The organism is Anaerosoma tenue (assembly GCF_023161965.1).
Taxonomy (GTDB): Bacteria; Actinomycetota; Coriobacteriia; order Anaerosomatales; family Anaerosomataceae; genus Anaerosoma; species Anaerosoma tenue.
On record NZ_JALNTY010000001.1, the window covers coordinates 181,962 to 199,074 of the forward strand.

At 64.2% G+C, this 17,113-nt stretch carries 14 protein-coding genes and 2 tRNA genes; 15 read left to right on the forward strand and 1 reads right to left on the reverse strand.

The window, feature by feature from the left end; all coding sequences use genetic code 11:
* Positions 1–4 precede the first annotated feature (4 nt).
* Entirely contained in the window at positions 5–1,543 is a 1,539-nt protein-coding gene (locus MSB02_RS00900; protein ID WP_267193334.1) for an RNA polymerase sigma factor, read from the forward strand.
* 155 nt (positions 1,544–1,698) lie between these two features.
* Here MSB02_RS00900 and MSB02_RS00905 read toward each other — a convergent pair.
* Positions 1,699–1,774: transfer RNA gene (locus tag MSB02_RS00905), tRNA-Asn, on the reverse strand.
* Positions 1,775–1,976: 202 nt separating this feature from the next.
* Between MSB02_RS00905 and MSB02_RS00910 the strand changes: the two genes are divergently transcribed.
* From MSB02_RS00910 to MSB02_RS00975, 14 genes are all read left to right on the forward strand, one after another.
* A tRNA-Ile gene (locus MSB02_RS00910) sits at positions 1,977–2,051 on the forward strand.
* Positions 2,052–2,477: 426 nt separating this feature from the next.
* Positions 2,478–3,623: an N-acetylmuramoyl-L-alanine amidase gene (locus tag MSB02_RS00915; RefSeq protein ID WP_267193335.1), complete on the forward strand. Its 1,146-nt coding sequence runs from the start codon at positions 2,478–2,480 to the stop codon at positions 3,621–3,623.
* On the forward strand, positions 3,623–4,336 hold the full coding sequence (locus MSB02_RS00920; protein WP_267193336.1) for an LCP family glycopolymer transferase: 714 nt from the start codon (positions 3,623–3,625) through the stop codon (positions 4,334–4,336). Before MSB02_RS00915 ends, MSB02_RS00920 begins: the two co-directional genes overlap by 1 nt.
* 144 nt (positions 4,337–4,480) lie before the next feature.
* Positions 4,481–5,344, forward strand: a complete 864-nt coding sequence (locus MSB02_RS00925; RefSeq protein ID WP_267193337.1) for a hypothetical protein — start codon at positions 4,481–4,483, stop codon at positions 5,342–5,344.
* A gap of 120 nt (positions 5,345–5,464) precedes the next feature.
* Positions 5,465–7,273 (forward strand): polysaccharide biosynthesis tyrosine autokinase, encoded by a 1,809-nt coding sequence (locus tag MSB02_RS00930; protein WP_267193338.1) that lies wholly within the window; start codon positions 5,465–5,467, stop codon positions 7,271–7,273.
* A 24-nt stretch (positions 7,274–7,297) separates the two neighbouring features.
* Complete coding sequence (locus tag MSB02_RS00935) at positions 7,298–8,824, forward strand: lipopolysaccharide biosynthesis protein (RefSeq protein ID WP_267193339.1); 1,527 nt, start codon at positions 7,298–7,300, stop codon at positions 8,822–8,824.
* A 168-nt stretch (positions 8,825–8,992) separates the two neighbouring features.
* Positions 8,993–10,075, forward strand: coding sequence for a glycosyltransferase family protein (locus MSB02_RS00940; protein ID WP_267193340.1), 1,083 nt, complete (start codon positions 8,993–8,995; stop codon positions 10,073–10,075).
* Complete coding sequence (locus MSB02_RS00945) at positions 10,072–11,217, forward strand: glycosyltransferase family 4 protein (protein ID WP_267193341.1); 1,146 nt, start codon at positions 10,072–10,074, stop codon at positions 11,215–11,217. The genes MSB02_RS00940 and MSB02_RS00945 overlap by 4 nt, the downstream gene beginning before the upstream one ends.
* Positions 11,214–12,323: a glycosyltransferase gene (locus tag MSB02_RS00950; protein ID WP_267193342.1), complete on the forward strand. Its 1,110-nt coding sequence runs from the start codon at positions 11,214–11,216 to the stop codon at positions 12,321–12,323. The genes MSB02_RS00945 and MSB02_RS00950 overlap by 4 nt, the downstream gene beginning before the upstream one ends.
* A 140-nt stretch (positions 12,324–12,463) precedes the next feature.
* Positions 12,464–13,738, forward strand: coding sequence for an O-antigen ligase family protein (locus MSB02_RS00955; RefSeq protein ID WP_267193343.1), 1,275 nt, complete (start codon positions 12,464–12,466; stop codon positions 13,736–13,738).
* Entirely contained in the window at positions 13,731–14,657 is a 927-nt protein-coding gene (locus MSB02_RS00960; protein ID WP_267193344.1) for a glycosyltransferase family 2 protein, read from the forward strand. Before MSB02_RS00955 ends, MSB02_RS00960 begins: the two co-directional genes overlap by 8 nt.
* A 2-nt stretch (positions 14,658–14,659) precedes the next feature.
* Entirely contained in the window at positions 14,660–15,739 is a 1,080-nt protein-coding gene (locus tag MSB02_RS00965) for a glycosyltransferase (RefSeq protein WP_267193345.1), read from the forward strand.
* Positions 15,740–15,755: 16 nt separating this feature from the next.
* Complete coding sequence (locus MSB02_RS10555) at positions 15,756–16,301, forward strand: acyltransferase (protein ID WP_267194097.1); 546 nt, start codon at positions 15,756–15,758, stop codon at positions 16,299–16,301.
* Positions 16,301–17,074: a WecB/TagA/CpsF family glycosyltransferase gene (locus tag MSB02_RS00975; protein ID WP_267193346.1), complete on the forward strand. Its 774-nt coding sequence runs from the start codon at positions 16,301–16,303 to the stop codon at positions 17,072–17,074. Before MSB02_RS10555 ends, MSB02_RS00975 begins: the two co-directional genes overlap by 1 nt.
* The last annotated feature ends 39 nt before the right edge of the window (positions 17,075–17,113 follow it).

Below are 17,113 nucleotides of genomic sequence, written 5' to 3' on the forward strand. Positions count from 1 at the left end.
GCACGTGACGGCTGCATCCAAGAAGACCGCACAAGAACCCGTACGCGAGCCCGCCGGGGAGGTCGCTCCCGCGCCCGCGGAAGAGAAGCCGGCCGCCAAGAAGGCGCCCGCCAAGAGGGCGTCGGCCGCGCCGGCCAAGAAGGCACCCGCCAAGAAGCCGGCAGCGAAGGCCGAGCCCGCCGAGGAGGCTCCTGCCAAGAAGTCGCCCGCAAAGAAGCCGGCGGCGAAGAAGGCGCCCGCCAAGAAGTCGGCGGCCACGTCGGCCAAGACCGCGCCCGAGCTCGAGCTCTCGGCGGTGAAGACCCTGGCCAAGATGGGCAAGGCCAAGGGCAACCTCACCGACGAGGAGATCCAGGGAGCGCTCTCCGACATCGACCTCTCGGAAGACCAGTTCGAGAACATCTACTCGTTCTTCCAGAAGAGCGGGATCGACATCGCCGAGGAGCACGTGCCCGACGACATCGGCGACGTGCCGGATGATGCCGACGACACCAGCTCCGATGACGACGGTGACGACGAGAACGAGGAGGTGGCCGCAGTCAAGGCTATCGAGAAGCCTGCGCCGAAGGCGGCTGCCAAGCGCAAGCCACGCAAGAAGGCCGACAGCGTTGCGTCCGCGCCGCTCACGAGCGACCCGGTACGCATGTACCTCAAGGAGATCGGGAAGGTGCCGCTGCTCACGGCGCGCCAGGAGGTCGACCTCGCGATGAAGATCGAGGCCGGACTCGAGGCGGTGGCCAAGCTCGAGGAGGCAGCCGAGCAGGGCGTCACGCTGGAGCGGCAGGAGAAGCGTCGTCTCGAGCGCATCGAGCGCATCGGCGTGGAGGCCAAGAAGCAGCTCGTGGAGGCCAACCTGCGGCTCGTGGTGTCGATCGCCAAGCGGTACGTGGGGCGTGGCATGCTGTTCCTGGACCTCATCCAGGAGGGCAACCTCGGCCTGATCCGTGCTGTGGAGAAGTTCGACTACTCCAAGGGGTTCAAGTTCTCCACGTACGCCACGTGGTGGATCCGTCAGGCCATCACCCGCGCGATCGCCGACCAGGCGCGCACGATCCGCATCCCGGTGCACATGGTGGAGACCATCAACAAGCTCATACGCATCCAGCGTCAGCTGCTGCAGGAGCTGGGGCGCGAGCCCACCCCCGAGGAGATCGGGGAGAAGATGGAGATGACCGCCGAGCGCGTGCGCGAGATCCTCAAGATCTCCCAGGAGCCGGTGTCCCTCGAGACGCCGATCGGCGAGGAGGAGGATTCGCAGCTCGGCGACTTCATCGAGGACGGCGAGGCCGTGGTCCCGCCGGACGCCGCGAGCTTCTCGATGCTGCAGGAGCAGTTGGCCAAGGTGCTCGATTCGCTCTCGGAGCGCGAGCGCAAGGTGATCGAACTGCGCTTCGGGCTCGAAGACGGCCACCCGCGCACGCTTGAAGAGGTCGGGCGCGAGTTCGGCGTCACACGCGAGCGCATCCGCCAGATCGAGTCCAAGACGCTCTGCAAGCTGCGGCACCCCTCGCGGAGCGGCCGGCTCAAGGACTACCTCGAGTAGGGGAGCGCAACACATGGAACACCCGAAGAGGTCCGCAGACGCGGGCCTCTTCGTGTTGTGAGGACGCCGGCCTCCGACGTGCAAGCGGACTCGAGGTCGTCACCTTGCAGGGCACGCAAGAAGGCCCCGCATCTGCGGGGCCTTCGTGGTCGCGTTGGCTCCTCGGGTAGGACTCGAACCTACAACCCTCCGGTTAACAGCCGGATGCTCTGCCGATTGAGCTACCGAGGAGTATCGGCGCCTGTGGCGCGATTGCCGATTATAGGGATAGGCGGAAGCGTCCGCAACCTTGAGGCCTCGCTCGCCACGCGGTCACGTTCTTCGTGGAGCACTGCGCCACGCAGATGCGCTCGGCGTGTGCGCGATACTCGGCGCGCGTGCACGATGCTGGTATCATGGGCGCGCTGGTGGCCGATGCGCTCGATGGCCGCCCGGGCCCGTAGCTCAATGGTGGAGCAGGGGACTCATAATCCCTTGGTTGTAGGTTCGAATCCTACCGGGCCCACCATGTCGCATCTCGAGGAGCCCCTGCGCACGCGCGGGCCCTGCGCACGCGCGGGGGCTCCTGCTGTTGGCGTCCCCTCCACCGTCGGTGCCTATCCGCTGTCGCCGCCCCCTCCGCATGAGTCCGCAGGTGTGAGGCCCCCGCCGGGATGTCCCTGCTGGCGATGTCGCACGTTTGCGAACATCCCTGTTCGCAAACGTGCGACATCGCTGATCAGGGACCCGAGGTCAGTGTTCGCAAACGTACGACATCGCGGAGAAGAGGCTCGCCCCCTGGGTTCGCAAACGTGCGCATTCCGGTCATCCGTCACCGCCTCGCGCCCTCTCGCTCCGCTATACTGTGACGCGCGCGTGCGCCGCAGCGGCCGATACGGTCCGCGGCCCGGCGCATGCACGCTGATGCACGCTCACGTTAGGAAACGCGCGGGGTATGGGCAAACGCAGCAGGGCCGAACGGCGACAGCACGTGCGCGACCGGCGCAAGCGCACGTACCTCATCGCCGGGGTCGTCGCGGTATGCGCGGCGGTCCTGGGCGTCGTAGCGCTGCTCGCGTTCGCGGGCGCCGGTGCGTCGAGCGCCGAGGAGCGCTTCGCCGAGGACAACGCCGCCGATGTGGCCGCGTTCGAGGCATTCGCTTCCGCCGAGGCCACCGCCGCCGCAGCCGCAGCCGAGGGTGCGCCCACAACCGCCACCGCCGGCGCCGCGAGCGCCGTTCCTGTTGAGATCCCCACGCTCACCGGCCTGCCCATCGACGAGGCCGCCATCCTGGTGAAGGCCGCCGGCCTCGGCCTCACGCGTGTGGGTACGCCGCCCGGCGAGTCGGCAACCGGCACCGTGCTCGCGCAGCATCCCGAGGCGGGCGTCCGTGTGGATCCCGGCACCGTGGTGGAGCTCGTGTGGGCCGATCCCGATGCCACCGCCGCCAGCGCCGCCCGTCAGGCGGGCGGCCCCGTGGTCTGTCTCGACCCCGGTCACCAGGCCGTCGCCAACAGCGACCCCGAGCCCATCGGCCCGGGCGCGAGCGAGACCAAAGACAAGGTCACCGGTGGCGCCACAGGCGTCCGCACCGGCACGCCCGAGCACGAGATCGTGCTCGCCATCGCGCTCAAGGTGAAGCAGCGCCTCGAAGCCGCGGGCGTGGCCGTGGTGATGACCCGCACCACCGGAAGCGTCGACATCTCGAACGCCGCCCGCGCGCAGCTGGCCAACGAGGCCCGCGCCGATCTCTTCGTACGCCTCCACGCTGACGGCTCCACCAACGCCAGCGTCAACGGCGTCTCCACCCTCTACCCGGCCGGCAACGACTGGGTGGCACCCATCGCCGAGCGAAGCCTCCGGGCCGCCGCGCTCGTGCACCGCGAGACCATTCGCGCCACCAGCGCCAACGACCGCTCCATCATCGGCCGGGCCGATATCGCGGGCTTCAACCACGCCACAGTGCCCTCCGTGCTGGTGGAGACGGGCTTCCTCAGCAACCCCACAGAGGATAGGATGCTGAACGACCCTGCCTACCAAGACACGCTCGCCGACGGCATCGCCCGCGGCGTGCTCATCTACCTGGGGGTGACCGAGTAGTGGCACAGCGCACTTCGGCGTCGGCGCAGCGCGCGCGCGTGATGCGCACGGCCGTGGCAACGGCGGCGGTGATCGCGCTCGGCGCGGCCGCGGCCTGGTACCTGGGCGTGTTCGAGAGCGGCACGGTGGGCGCAGACGACCTTGCCGAGGTTGCGCTCGTGGCCGCTGCCCCCGATGAGAACGGTGACGTGGTCGCGCAGATCGTGGCGCTCGCCGATGTCCGTGAGGGCGCGGTGGAGCCCGTGAGCCCCGCCACCGAGGTGACGCTTCCCGGCACCACGTACGGCACGCTGGCCGACGCGTATCCCTTCGGCGGCGGCGCCGGCGTGGCCGAGGCGCTGGCGCGCATCACGGGCGGTCCCACGCCCGCGTACGTGGCGGTCGACGCCGCGTCGCTCCGCAGCGCGGTGGCCGAGGCGGGCGGCGTGCAGGTCGCGCTCCCGGCCGAGATGGCGGTCTTCGACGGCGAGGACCTCTACACGTTCACGCCCGGCGTCACCACCCTCACGGCCGACGAGCTCGGCGCGGTCTTCAAGGGCGCGCCGTACCTGAGCGCGCCGCAGCGGGCGGAGCTCGACGCCGAGCTCGCGGACATGCTCGCCACGCTGCTTGCCGAGTGGCCGGGCGGGCTGGTGTCGGCATCCGATACGGGCGCGATCGCCACCAACCTGTCGCCCGAGGCTCTCAACGACCTTCACGACGTGCTGCGATAGGGGAGCGGTGCGATCCGGTCCCATTTGCAGGTTGTCAGAAGGTCATACTCATGAAACAATGCGAACCTGCCGATATGTTAGTATCGCTGCATAGTGGGGGCGTGGCGTCTCCCTATGCCTATCACTGAGTAAGGGGCAGTCCGAATGGCAGAGCAGAAGCCAGCCAAAGACGACGTTGCAAAGAGCAAGACTCGCATGATCGGTGCCCTCGTGGCGCTTGTGCTCGTTGCAGCCGCGGCTGGCGCGTTCGCGCTCACGGGCGGCATCGACATGGTGGGGGATCTCATCGCCGGCACGTCGGATACCGAGGAGCCTGCGGAGCAGCCCGCGGAGCAGCCTGCCGAGGAACCCGCGGAAGAGCCTGCCGAGCAGCCCGCCGAGGAGCCCTCGGAGGAGCCCACCGAGACCGCCGGCGAGACTGAGACCGATGGCGACGACGGCGCGGTGCTCCCGTCGAGCAGCGGCGATGCCGCGGCGCCTCCCGCTGCCACAGCGCCCACGCTCGACCAGCAGAACCGCATGTACGCCGAGCAGGTCGCCAGCCAGGAGCAGATCGGCAACCTGGTGGCCGGCAAGATCGCGTCGTTCTCGCTGGGCAGCGTGTCCAAGAGCGGCTCCACCGCCAGCGTCCGCGTGACCGCTGACTACAAGAGCGGCCCCGACGTCTCCGGCACCATGGTGCTCCGCGACTACGGCGGCACGTGGTACTTCTCGTCGATCACGCGCGACGGCGGGAGCGCCGTGACCCCCAGCGTCACCGGCGACAGCGGCGTGCTCTCCGCGATCATGACGGCGCAGCAGAACAACCAGGACATCCCCAAGGCGATCGTCTCCGGCGGCTACACCACCTTGAGCGTCGACGGTGTGTCGGCCGGCTCGGGCACCGCCTCGATCAAGATCTCGCTCTCGGGCGGCACCGCGCCGCGCACGGCGGGCACGATCACCTGCATCAGCAAGGACATCGGCGGCGTGAAGCACTGGTTCATCACGTCGTTCTCACGGAACTGAGGACATCCCTCCACATGAGGGTGCACTGTTTCTCGGCCGCGCATCTCCCCTGAAGGATGCGCGGCCGAGGCCTGTCACGGTAAGATGGAGCACGTTGGCGGCCGAGGCTGAGGGAGCTGCGTGGAAGAGCTTGATCTTCGCGACTATCTGAACGTGATCGTCGCCCGCAAGTGGGTCATCATCCAGGCCGTGGTCGTGGTCACGCTCGTGGCGCTGATCGTGAGCCTGCTCCAGCCCGCCGTCTACGAGGGCGAGGCGAAGGTCCTCATCTCCGAGAAGGGCTCCAGCGCCGACATCTTCGGCAGCCTGGGGCTCGACTTCTCCAGCCAGCCCGAGCGCGGGCTGCAGACGCAGGTGCAGCTGATGCAGGTGCGTCCGCTGCTGGAGAACACCATCCGCGAGCTCGAGCTGGGCGTGTCGCCCGATGCGCTGGGCAAGCGCGTCACGGTCTCGGCGGTGGGGCAGACCAACATCGTCACCATCACCGCGCGCGACGGCGACCCGGAGGTTGCCGCGGCGATCGCCAACACGCTGGCCGACGAGTTCGTGAGCTGGAGCCGCGACTACAAGCGCGAGGCGATCCAGTCGGCCGCCGAAGAGGTGGAGACGCGCCTCGAGGTGGCCAAGGACGAGATCCTGGAGCTGGGTCGCGAGATCCAGGAGCAGGGCAAGAGCGACGACCTCGCAGCCGAGCTCTCCATCGCCACCGGCAACTACACCACGCTCGCCGCCAAGCTCGAGGAGCTCCGCATCAACGCGCAGCTGGAGACCGGCTCCGGGCGCGTGGTGAGCCCGGCCGTGGTGACCACGGAGCCCGTGGAGCCCACACCGGCGCGCAACGGTGCGCTGGGGCTCGTGGTGGGCCTGGTGTTCGGTCTGGGCATGGCGTTCCTCTACGAGTACCTCGACAATACGATCAAGAGCTCCGAGGAGATCGAGAAGCTCACCGGGGTGCCCGTGCTGGGGATGATCCCGGGCGAGAAGTACGAGAAGAACGAGCGCAGGCGCGCGAGCATCCTCACGCATCCCGGCGGCGCCGGGGCCGAGGCGTACCGCGCGCTCCGCAACAACCTCGATTTCATCAACTTCCAGCACGACATCAAGACGCTGCTCGTCACGAGCGCCGCGCCCGCCGAGGGCAAGAGCACGGTTGCCGCGAACCTGGCGGCCGGCCTGGCGCAGGCGGGCAAGCGCGTGGTGCTGATCGCATGCGACTTCCGCAAGCCCACCACGCACCAGTTCTTCGGCGTGCGCAACCAGATCGGGCTCTCCGACGTGCTCACCGGGCAGCGCAGCCTCAAGGCCGCCCTGCAGCGCCCCATCGACGACCTGGACCTCCTGGTGCTCACCAGCGGCAAGATCCCGCCCAACCCGAGCGAACTGCTGGGCTCCGAGAAGATGCGCGACCTGCTGGAGCAGTTCAAGGAGTCTGCCGACTGGGTGATCATCGATACGCCGCCGCTCCTCGCGGTTGCCGACGGCGCCGCCGCGGCGCGTTACGCCGACGGCGTGCTGCTGGTGACCAGGGGCGGCTCATCCACCCGTGAGGCCGTGCGACATGCGGGCGAGATGGTCACGAGCGCCGGCGGACGTACGATCGGCGCTGTGGTGTGGGGCCTCGAGGGGCTCCCCGGCCGCGGCGGCTACGGGTACGGCTACAAGGGCGCCTACGGCGGCTACTACTCCTACGCCGACTACTACAACACCCCCGAGGAGCCCCAGGCGAGCGCGCCTGCGCACCGCTCAACGGGCGGCGCGAGCAGCGTGTACATCCCGCCCAAGAGCCCGGGGCGCAAGATCGCCGAGAGCCTGGGCCGCATCGTGGGCGTGGTGCTCGCCGTGCTTGCGGTGCTCGCCGTGGCGGCGCTGGTGGTGTACTTCCTCGACCAGGCTATGGGGTGGGGAATCGTAGTGGGGTTGCTCGGGTGAGGGTCCTGCCAGGGATGGACCGCTATGCCCGGTAGTCTCACACGCACGACCATCAGCGCAGCCAAGTGGACCTATCTCTCCACCTTCATCACTGCTGGTCTGCAGATCATCGTCACGGCGGTTCTTGCGCGATTGCTGGCCCCTGAGGCGTTCGGCCTCGTCGCCATGGCGACTCTTGTGTTGCGGTTTGGGCAGTACTTCGCGCAGATGGGTGTGGGTCAGGCGATCGTCCAGCGCGCGGAACTTGGTGATGACCACGCGTCAGCGGGATTCTGGTCGTCGGTCATCATCGGTGCGCTCTTCACCACACTCGCATGGGCGCTTGCCCCGCTTGCTTCCCAGGCTTTCGGCAATGCGGAACTGATCCCGGTCCTTCGATGGATGAGTCTTTCATTCCTGATCACGGGAACATCCACCACCTCGTTCGCGTTGCTCAGGCGCGCAATGCGATTCAAGGCGATCGCGGTTGTGGAGGTCTCGGCTTACGTGGCCGGATACGGAGGGGCACTCGTAATGGCAGCCACTGGGGCCGGCGTCTGGGCACTGGTGTTCGCGGGGTTGTGCCAGACAGCCGTAGCGAGTGTGCTCTACAATCTGGTGGCTCGGCCGATCCTGGTTCCAGTGGGCAGATGGCAGCCCTACAGGGAGTTGCTCGGATTTGGCACGACCGTTTCGTTCATATCGTTCCTGGAGTTCGTGAACTCCAATCTCGACACGATGGTTGTTGGTCGCTTCGCAGGCGCAGCGAACCTGGGCTACTACACGCGGGCACTGAGCCTCACTGGGCTCCCGATGCAGTACATGAGTACCAGCCTATCCAAGGTCCTGCTGCCGTCGTTCAGTCGCGCGCAGGATGATTCCGGTCGAGTTGCGAGAGCCTATCTCACGGTGATCACTGTCTTCGCGGGCATCGGCCTACCGGTGGGGCTTGGGATGTCGGGGGCAGCAAGAGAGATCGTGGCCGTGTTGCTGGGTCCGCAGTGGGGGGCTTCGGTGCCCGTCATGCGCGTCGTAGCCATCGCCTCCGTGGCCGCCATGTTGTCGCACTTCGGGGGCATCATGCTTGAAGCCACGGCCCGGCTCAAAGAGAAGCTGACGTTGCGATTGAGCCAGCTGGCCCTCTTTGGCGTTGCGCTACTACTGCTGGGTCGTTTCGGTCTGGTGGGATTCGCCGCAGCCTTCGCGGTTTCGGAGGCAGCCCAGCTCGTTGCCCAGACGGTCGTGATCAGCGGTGCACTGCCGGTGTCCGCGAGATCATTGGTGCGCGCGTATGGGCCCGGGCTCGCCGGGGGAGTGCTTGCCGCTGTGCTGCTATACGGTGAGTCACTTGCCGGGGCCGCGATGAGCTTACCCGCAGGAATCGTGCTCATCATGCAGGTCCTCACGGGCGCGCTTGTGCTGTTCTTCAGTGCGCTCCATGTGGATCACGGGAGATTGTATCTTGAGATCAGAAGCCGGATCTCCGGCGCTCCATGGCTGCGAGTGCGCTCGATCATTACGCGCCTGGACCGTCTCACTGGATGGACTCAGGGTAATGGTGCAGGTCAGTGATGAGAGCATCAGTTATACCGAGCAATCGTCGCCTGGGGCGGCACTGAGAAGCGTGTGGTGTACTTGGGGAGCCGAGTGTTGTGGGCGCCAACAAGGATTTTGGTGTGACTTGGATGCTCAAGGGAGCATGAGTTCGTGTTGTAGGATTTCTTGGGATGGAGTGACTCAGTGAGGGTTCTAGCGTTGTCTAATGAGCGCCGTCCGGGCGCAGATCCAGACATTCCATGGGCTCTTGGTGCGCTGCAAGCACGGGCAGTTGTCTCGGAGTACCACGTCTACTCAACTCCGGTTCGTGTGGCCGAGCTTGGAGCGGAACGAGCTACACATGAGCTTGTGGATGTGATATCCCGCCTCCGTCCCGATGTGGTCGCCTTCTTTCACTCAGGAAGCTGTCTGTTCACAAGTCGCGAAGTGGATCACCTTCGCGAGGCTTGTCCTGATGCACTCTGGATATATCGTGAGGGCGACCCGTTCACCAGGTGGACCGCGCCATATCCGAGACGTGCACTGCCCGTTGCGACCCGCTGTGAAGCCGCCTATATTTTCTCGGGTGGATACCTAGCGCAGACTCTGCGACGGGCCGGCGTACCCTTCGTTACCTATACACCGTCGTGGGTGAACCCCGAACGCTTCCCCTTTGTATGGTCACCGGACGGCCCGCACGTATATGACGTTGTCTTTGTTGGGAACAACACGAAGGCGCATCTTCGGCCCTTCCCAGGAGCACGCGAGCGGGCGAAGCTGGTCAATGCGTTGCAGCGACGGTTCGGGGACACACTCGCAATCTATGGTAAGGGTTGGACTGGGCAGGGAGTCAAAGGGACGTGCTCCCTTGATGAGATTCCGCTGCTGTACAGGCAGTCTCGGGTGGCTGTTGGGATTGACCATTCGGTTGGGCCATATCAGTTCTCAAACAGACTACCGATTGCGCTGTCCTCCGGAATCCCCCTGGCCCACAACTCATTCGAGGGGGCGAGGGAGATCCTTGCTGGTTTGTCTCCGCGACAGTTCTTCACAGACACCCGACAGGCCCTGAGCGTGGTGGAGAGACTTGTTGATGCTCCTTCCTCCGAGCTAGGCACCATTAGTAGTCGACAGCGCAAGCTTGCGGTGCGAGCGTTTGCGTGCGACAAGGTGCTGGGATTCATGCTGGAGACTGCATCAGGCATCCGAGATGGGAATGACCCGGCACTCATGAAGAATCCGTGGCTTGCCGAGCGGGGTTCTCTGGGAATCGGCCCAACCCGATGAGAATCGGCATCGCTGGTCCGATATCGCCCGAGGAGATCGCGAACACGCTTGGTGTCAGTTGCGGCGGACTGCCTAAGGGAATGGGCGGCACCGCTGTAACGTCCCTCGTTGCGGCTCTGGCACGCGCGGGCCATGATGTTGTCGTGTACTCGCTATCCTTCGACGTTGTTGAAGACATCATGCTACAGGTGGGCCCGGTGAGGATGCACTTTGGAGGCTACAGGGCATGGGCCAGAAGCCGTGCGGGTGACTTCTTCAGGTGCGAGCGTGAGGCAATAGCGAGATTCATCCGACGTGATCCGGCGGATGTTGTGAACGCGCATTGGTCCTACGAGTTCGCACTGGGGGCGTTGTCCGAGTGCCCTGGGGCGGTAGTGACAGTCAGGGACTGGTCACCCTTGATTCTCAGGATGCGTCCGAACGTGTACCGGTTCGTGCGGTTGCTCATGGACCGCAGGTGTCTCCGACTTGCCCGTCACGTGAGTTGCGCCTCACCTTACATGCAGGAGCGTCTGGCAGGACATGGGAAAGACGCCTCGTTGACGCCAAACATGGTATCCCCCGCTGCGGCAGTTGGCCCAGTGAGGTCATCCCTTGCTGGCCGGCGCATCATCTGCGTAGCCAACGGGTATGGCGGTAGGAAGAACGTGGCAACGCTGTTGCGGGCGCTAGTCTCATTGCCTGACTGTGAATTGACACTTGTGGGCAATGGCCTAGGCCCAGGTGAGGAGGCGCATCGCGAGGCTGCAGCACTCGGACTGGCGGATCGAGTGCGCTGTCTGGGACAGATGGATCACCGTGCCACTATCGATGCGATGCGTGACGCGGATGTGATGGTGCATCCTGCACTTGAGGAGTCGTTCGGCAACGTGCTGGTTGAGTCGATGGCGCAGGGGATTCCAGTGATTGGTGGCGCCAGCGCTGGCGCTGTTCCATGGGTTCTGGATCACGGGCAGGCAGGCGTGTTGGTGGACGTACGGGATCCGTCCGCGATTAGCACAGCTGTTGTGCGGCTTCTGGATGACCATGATGAGTGGCGGCGGCTTTCGGTTGCTGGGCGCAAGAGAGTTGATGAGTGCTTCTCGGAGTCGGCGGTGGTCGAGAGCTACCTAGCGGTTTACCGGAAGGTGCTGGGCGAGTGAGAGTACTGCATATCCTTGGATCGATCGAGCGATCCGGCGCCGAGACGATGCTGCGTGACGCCATTGAGCGGTTTCGAGTGCTGGGCGTGGAGGTTGAACTGCTCTCAACGGGCAACACACTTGGGCGATTCGCGGATGCTTTCGATTCGCTGGGCGTTCGACTGCATGACATGCCGTTCAGGAAATCACCCGGCTTCTTCTGGCGTCTGCTCCGCCTGATCCGTGCGGGCGACTTCGATGTCGTACACGTACACACTGAACGTGCAGCACTGTGGGTAGAGTTCACCGCTCGCATCGCGGGCGTGAGACGGGTCGTGCGTTCCGTTCACAGCGCCTTCGAGTTCTCGGGCTGGTTGCGGATGCGCAGGAGTCTTGGGCGCTGGGTGGCCAGGAGGATTCTCGGCGTGTGTCACGTCTTCGTGAGCCCCTCCGTGGAAGCCAATGAGGTCAGACGCTTTGGGACGATTGGCGTTCGTGTGCTGAATGCCGTTGACACGAACAGGTTCGTGCCTACCGTGCACGCGGAGACGCGGATTCGCATTCGGGGAGAGTTGGGAATCGGGCCTGAGTCGATTGTGGTTGTGAGCGTGGGCTCATGTACTGACGTGAAGCAGCACGACCATGTGCTGCACGCGGTGAGTCTTCTTCGCGAGAGACTTCCGGGTCTGTGCTACTTGCACGTAGGGGGCGGACCGAACTGCCAGGCCGAGAAGCGTCTTGCGGAGGTTCTCGGCGTGGCTGACCGTTGTCAGTTTCTGGGCGAACGTGACGACGTGGTGCGCATTCTGCAGGCAGCGGATGTCTTCCTCATGACGTCGAGGTATGAGGGGCTCGGCATGGCCGCGATCGAGGCATCGGCATGTGGAATACCGGTCATCGGATACGACGTGCCGGGACTGCGTGACGCAATCATGAGTGGTGTGACCGGAGAACTCGTGGCACCCGAGGTCGGTGCACTGGCGCAGACTATGGAGCGGTTGGCCGCTCATCGAAGTAGGCGGGTGGCTTATGGGCGTGCTGGCCGTGCGATGGTCATGGAGCATTACGATCTCGATCGCTGGGTAACACAGCACGTGGCAGTCTACGACGGTTGTGTTGGCCTATGATTCGCATGGCTCCGATTGGCAGCTCAGAGAAGGGTTCTCGGGTCTCTGATGGGCGCGCCGTAGCGTTACGAACGCTCTGGCCGCTGGCGGCAAGTCTGCTGATCGCCCTCGGGCTGTACAGGTTTGGGCTGGAACTCTTCGTGGCGATCGCAGCGGCTTCAATTGTCTCATGGATTGCATATCGCTTCCGGCGCCTCAGCGTCGTCGTGCTGCTTGTGTCGGTTCTGATTCCATCTCTTGTGCAGATGCTCCACCTTCTGCCCGTGGGGTGGGATGTGGTAGGTGGAGGCGTGCGGCTCTCGGACCTCGTGGTGATTGGTATGTGGGGTGCGACCGCAGCGATACTCATGAACGGTAGAAACGCTTCGAGAGAAGTGCGTCTCCTGATGACGTTCTCCGTGGCTCTGGCGGTTGTGCTGGGGGTAGCCGTGGCGCGCAACTGGGGATCGTACGGCCTGAGTGCTCTCGGTGAGTTCAGGTTCAGGTATCTGATTCTTGGCCTGCCAGTGTACCTTGCCCTTGGGTTCAATCAGTCGATACTCCGCGCTTGGGCTGCAAAGTTGCTTGCCTGGGCTCCAGTCGTAGGTGTCATTCTTGCCCTGCCGCTGGTTGTCGCGGAGAAGGGAGTGGGCTTTGATGAGGCATCCCGCCTGTACCCGTCCTCGATATCCCTAGGGCTCTTGCTGGCTGTTGTCTGGATGGCGTTGCGGGGCATGAAGCAGGATGAGGTGCTGCATGGAGTCGCGTCATATGCGGCGATAGGTCTTGCGGGGTTCATCATACTCAAGGATGCTCACCGATCAGTCTGGCTCGTTGCGGCTGCATGTGTGTTGGTTCTGCTTGTCACTCGCGCGGTCGAGATCAGGCGGCTCTGGCTGTGGGTCATGGGGGTTGTTGTCGTCGGACTGCTCCTCATCATCGGATTCGGTCCGACGGGGGGGATTGTTGCTGACTACGTCGCTACCCGGTCTCGGGCGTTCTTCAATCCCACGGAGGATCCGACGTCGTACTGGAGACTCTCTGTGTGGAGGGCCTACTTGCAGCCGTTTCTGCAGGACCCGTTGTTCGGGCAGGGATTCGGCGGGTACTGGGATGTGTACGTTCCGGAGCTTGGGGCAAGGGTAATCACCTCACCACACAGCGTGTATGTTCAGACCCTCGTCAAGGTGGGACTCGTCGGACTGGCTTCGTTGCTGGCTTGGTTCGGAGTGTGCATTCGGCTGCTGACAAAGGGTGTCGTTCTGAGGGATAGCGGCAACAGACCCCAGTGGGTTCTAGTCGTGATGGGGCTCGTGGCGATCGCGGCAACGCTGGCGTACGGTTCTGTCTATGCGTTGGACTTCTGGCCCCTCGCATGGCTGGGTCTCGGACTTGCGGAGCGGTTGCACGGCAATGCGGTGACCACCAGTGAGTGACTTCGGCGGCCATCCTGCAGTGTGGGTGATAATCCCCGTTCGCAATCGCTGGGACCTGACCAAGACGTGTCTAGGGTCCCTTGTCGGGCAGACGTACTCGGCTTATTCGGTCGTCGTGATCGATGACGGTTCAACCGACGGCACCGCCGAGCATCTCGCTCAGGAGTTCCCAGAGGTGGCCGTGCTGTCAGGAGATGGCGAGCTATGGTGGACGGGGGCGACTGCGCTCGGGGTCGGCTGGGTGCTCGAACAGTGCTCTCAAGACGACTTCGTTCTGACGCTCAACAACGATACGACGGTCGATCCGGACTACATCGAGGTGCTACTAGGCGTTGCTGCGGCACGCCATCGCCGTGCCCTGATCGGCTCGGTGGCGGTGGACAATCGTGATTGCGACACCATCGTGGACGGCGGTCCCCATATCAACTGGGTCACCGCCAAGGGCGGCTCGCACCACTCTGGGGAGTCACTTCAGACTGTGCGTGGTGATGGCATCGCGCATACGGAGCCGGATCTACTACCCGGACGCGGGACGCTCATCCCCGTGCGATGCATTCGGGAGATCGGGAGCTTCGACGCGAAGCGTCTGCCGCACTACGGCGCCGATTACGAGTTCTCCGCGAGGGCCCGACGGGCGGGATATGGCCTTGTGATGTCGTACGAGGCTCCCGTCTACAGCGAGGTCGAGGCGACTGGCGTGACCACGAAGCATGGTCGGCTCTCGTGGCGCGAGTTCGTGAAGATGTTCGCATCGAGGCGTTCGCCCGCATGCCTGCTGTATCGGTGGCGGTTCGCTATCTTGTCGGCACCACGGCACCTGGCGCCCATCTTCCTGGTGATGGACACGGCACGCGTGCTCCTCGGCGGGTTGCGTGACCAGCTCAGACACCAGCGACTGGGCAAGTCTGGTGGTGACTGACGATGAAGGTTGCGATCATCTACAAGTACGTTCCAGAGTATCGCGCTGCATTCTTCAATCTGCTTCGTGAGAGCGCCGCGTCTGCGGGAATCACCGTGGACCTGTTTGCTGGGGAGCCGGAGGCGCGGGATGCGCCTCGAGGCGATGCCGTGGAACTGCCCTGGGCACATCGTGTCAGCAACTGCGAGATTCGACTCGGGTCGGCCGGAGCGCTCTATCAGCCGGTCCTGAGAGCCACTCGGGGGTATGATTTCGTGGTTGTTGAACAGGCGGCACGCCTGCTGTTCAACTATGCGGCGATGGCACTGTCGCGCATGGGTGGCCCTAGGGTCATCGCCTGGGGGCACGGTCGAGATCTCGGAAGTGGTGCACGTGAGGTGACCGAGTGTCTCAAGCGTCACACACTGGACTGGCCGGACTTCTGGTTCGCGTATTCAGAGGGCACCAGGAGGTATCTTGAGGCGGCGGGCGTGCACAGCGGGCGAATCTCGGTCATTCACAATTCAAAGCAGGTCGAATGTGGAGGCTCCGTTGGCGAGAGCGGCGACGCACAGATGGTGTTTGTGGGGAGTCTTGAGTCGCACAAACACCTTCAGTATGTGTTCGATGTAGCTGACTTGGTGAGGAGTCACGTCGTCGATGCACGGATGCTGTTTGTTGGCAGCGGCAGTGAGGCATTACTTGTTGACCGGTTCTGCGCGGCACGCCACTGGGCGACCCACATGCCTGCGACTCATGGTAAGGCATTGGGCGCAATCATGAGATCCTCTGCTGTCATGCTGAACCCTTATGGGGCGGGTCTTACAATCGTTGACGCCATTCAGTGCGGTTTGCCCATGGTCTTGGTTGATGGTGGCGGGCATGGCCCGGAGTACGAATACGTTGTGCCTGGTGTGAACGCGGTCGTCTGCCGATACGGAGTTACGACACATGAGTTCGCGGACGCTGTGACCGAGGTACTGACGAACGATAGTCATCGGGACACGCTGGTCGAAGGCTGCCAAGCGAGTGCGCCATTCTGTTCCCTTGAGCGGATGGTTGACGATTTCATCAGTGGTCTTAGGAGTGCACAGAATGCGTGAGTCTGTCTTCAGGTCCATGCGCCGTCTGGCACGACCGTTCATTCGACTCTGGGCGGTGCGTTCAAACGTGCGTATTGGTCGGCGAGTACACATAGGGCATGGCAGCGTACTGTGGGCACCACACAGTCTTGAAGTGGCTGATGATGTGTACATCGGCAGACGGTGTACGGTGCGCGTTGACGGCGAGATAGGGTGGGCCGTGCTCATCTCGGATGATGTGGCTCTCATCGGACGACGTGACCACGATGTATGGCGTGCTGGCCGCCCCGCTAGGTACGCACCGTGGATCGGTGATGTCGCTAGTGAGACGCACCCAGTTGATTCGGTCATTGTGAGCGAGGATGTATGGATAGGTCATGGTGCGACCGTGCTTGGAGGGGTCTGTATCGGTCGAGGTGCAGTGATTGCGGCTGGCTCGGTGGTCACGCGTGACGTACCCGCGTACTCGGTCTACGCGGGCAATCCAGCGCGGGAGATCGGACGACGGTTTTCCGCCGAGGAGATCGGTGCCCACGAGGCGGCCCTATCCGCGCAGCGCAGGGCTAGGGAGTCGAGCGCTTAATGGCCATCCCCCTGTACGTTTCCGGCACGCAGGTTATGCAGGCAAACCAACAGGTGGTCGTTGAGTTGCTGGAACGTGACGTACGCGATGGGACTGCGTCCGTCTACGTCCTCGTCAACGCACACTCATCCAAGCTCCGCCGGGAGTCTCCCGAGTACGCGAGGCTTCTCGCTGACACCGAACGCTGTGTGAACCTTCCGGACGGCGCCTCGGTGACGTACGCCGCTCGCCTCCTCGGCTATGGTGACATCGGTCGCTGCCCGGGCCCCGACCTCATGGAAGCGGTTTGTGCGAAGGCGGCTGATCAGGGCACCCCGATCTTTCTGCTCGGCGGCGCTGAGGATGTCGCTCCCGCACTCGGGCAGTCTCTGCAATCGCGCCATGACGGTCTCATCGTCGCCGGCACCGCCACACCGCCGTTCGGCGAGTGGTCCCCTGATGAGAGCCGCCGGCTCGTTGATGCCGTCCGCGCGTCGGGTGCCCGCATCCTGTTCATGGGTGTTTCGGCGCCTAAGCAGGAGATCTGGGCGTACGAGCATCTCGATGAGCTCAAGATGCCGATCGTCTGCGTGGGGGCGGCTTTCGACTTTGGCACCGGTAGGAAAGCGCGTGCACCGGAGTGGATGCGCAAGGCGGGTATCGAGTGGGTGCACCGGTTGTTGTCCGAGCCCGGCCGGATGTGGAGGCGCTACCTTGTTGGCAACACGCTCTTCATCTGGGATGTCATCAGATATGGGCGTCGCCCGGCGCCGTTACCTGACAGGCGTACCTGATACCATGGTCGGCATACCGTTGAGGACCGCGAGGAGACC

Coding starts and splice junctions, on each gene's coding strand:
- MSB02_RS00915 (WP_267193335.1), top strand. CDS start 2,478: ATGGGCAAACGCAGCAGGGCCGAACGGCGACAGCACGTGCGCGACCGG.
- MSB02_RS00925 (WP_267193337.1), top strand. CDS start 4,481: ATGGCAGAGCAGAAGCCAGCCAAAGACGACGTTGCAAAGAGCAAGACT.
- MSB02_RS00935 (WP_267193339.1), top strand. CDS start 7,298: ATGCCCGGTAGTCTCACACGCACGACCATCAGCGCAGCCAAGTGGACC.
- MSB02_RS00945 (WP_267193341.1), top strand. CDS start 10,072: ATGAGAATCGGCATCGCTGGTCCGATATCGCCCGAGGAGATCGCGAAC.
- MSB02_RS00965 (WP_267193345.1), top strand. CDS start 14,660: ATGAAGGTTGCGATCATCTACAAGTACGTTCCAGAGTATCGCGCTGCA.
- MSB02_RS10555 (WP_267194097.1), top strand. CDS start 15,756: ATGCGCCGTCTGGCACGACCGTTCATTCGACTCTGGGCGGTGCGTTCA.
- MSB02_RS00975 (WP_267193346.1), top strand. CDS start 16,301: ATGGCCATCCCCCTGTACGTTTCCGGCACGCAGGTTATGCAGGCAAAC.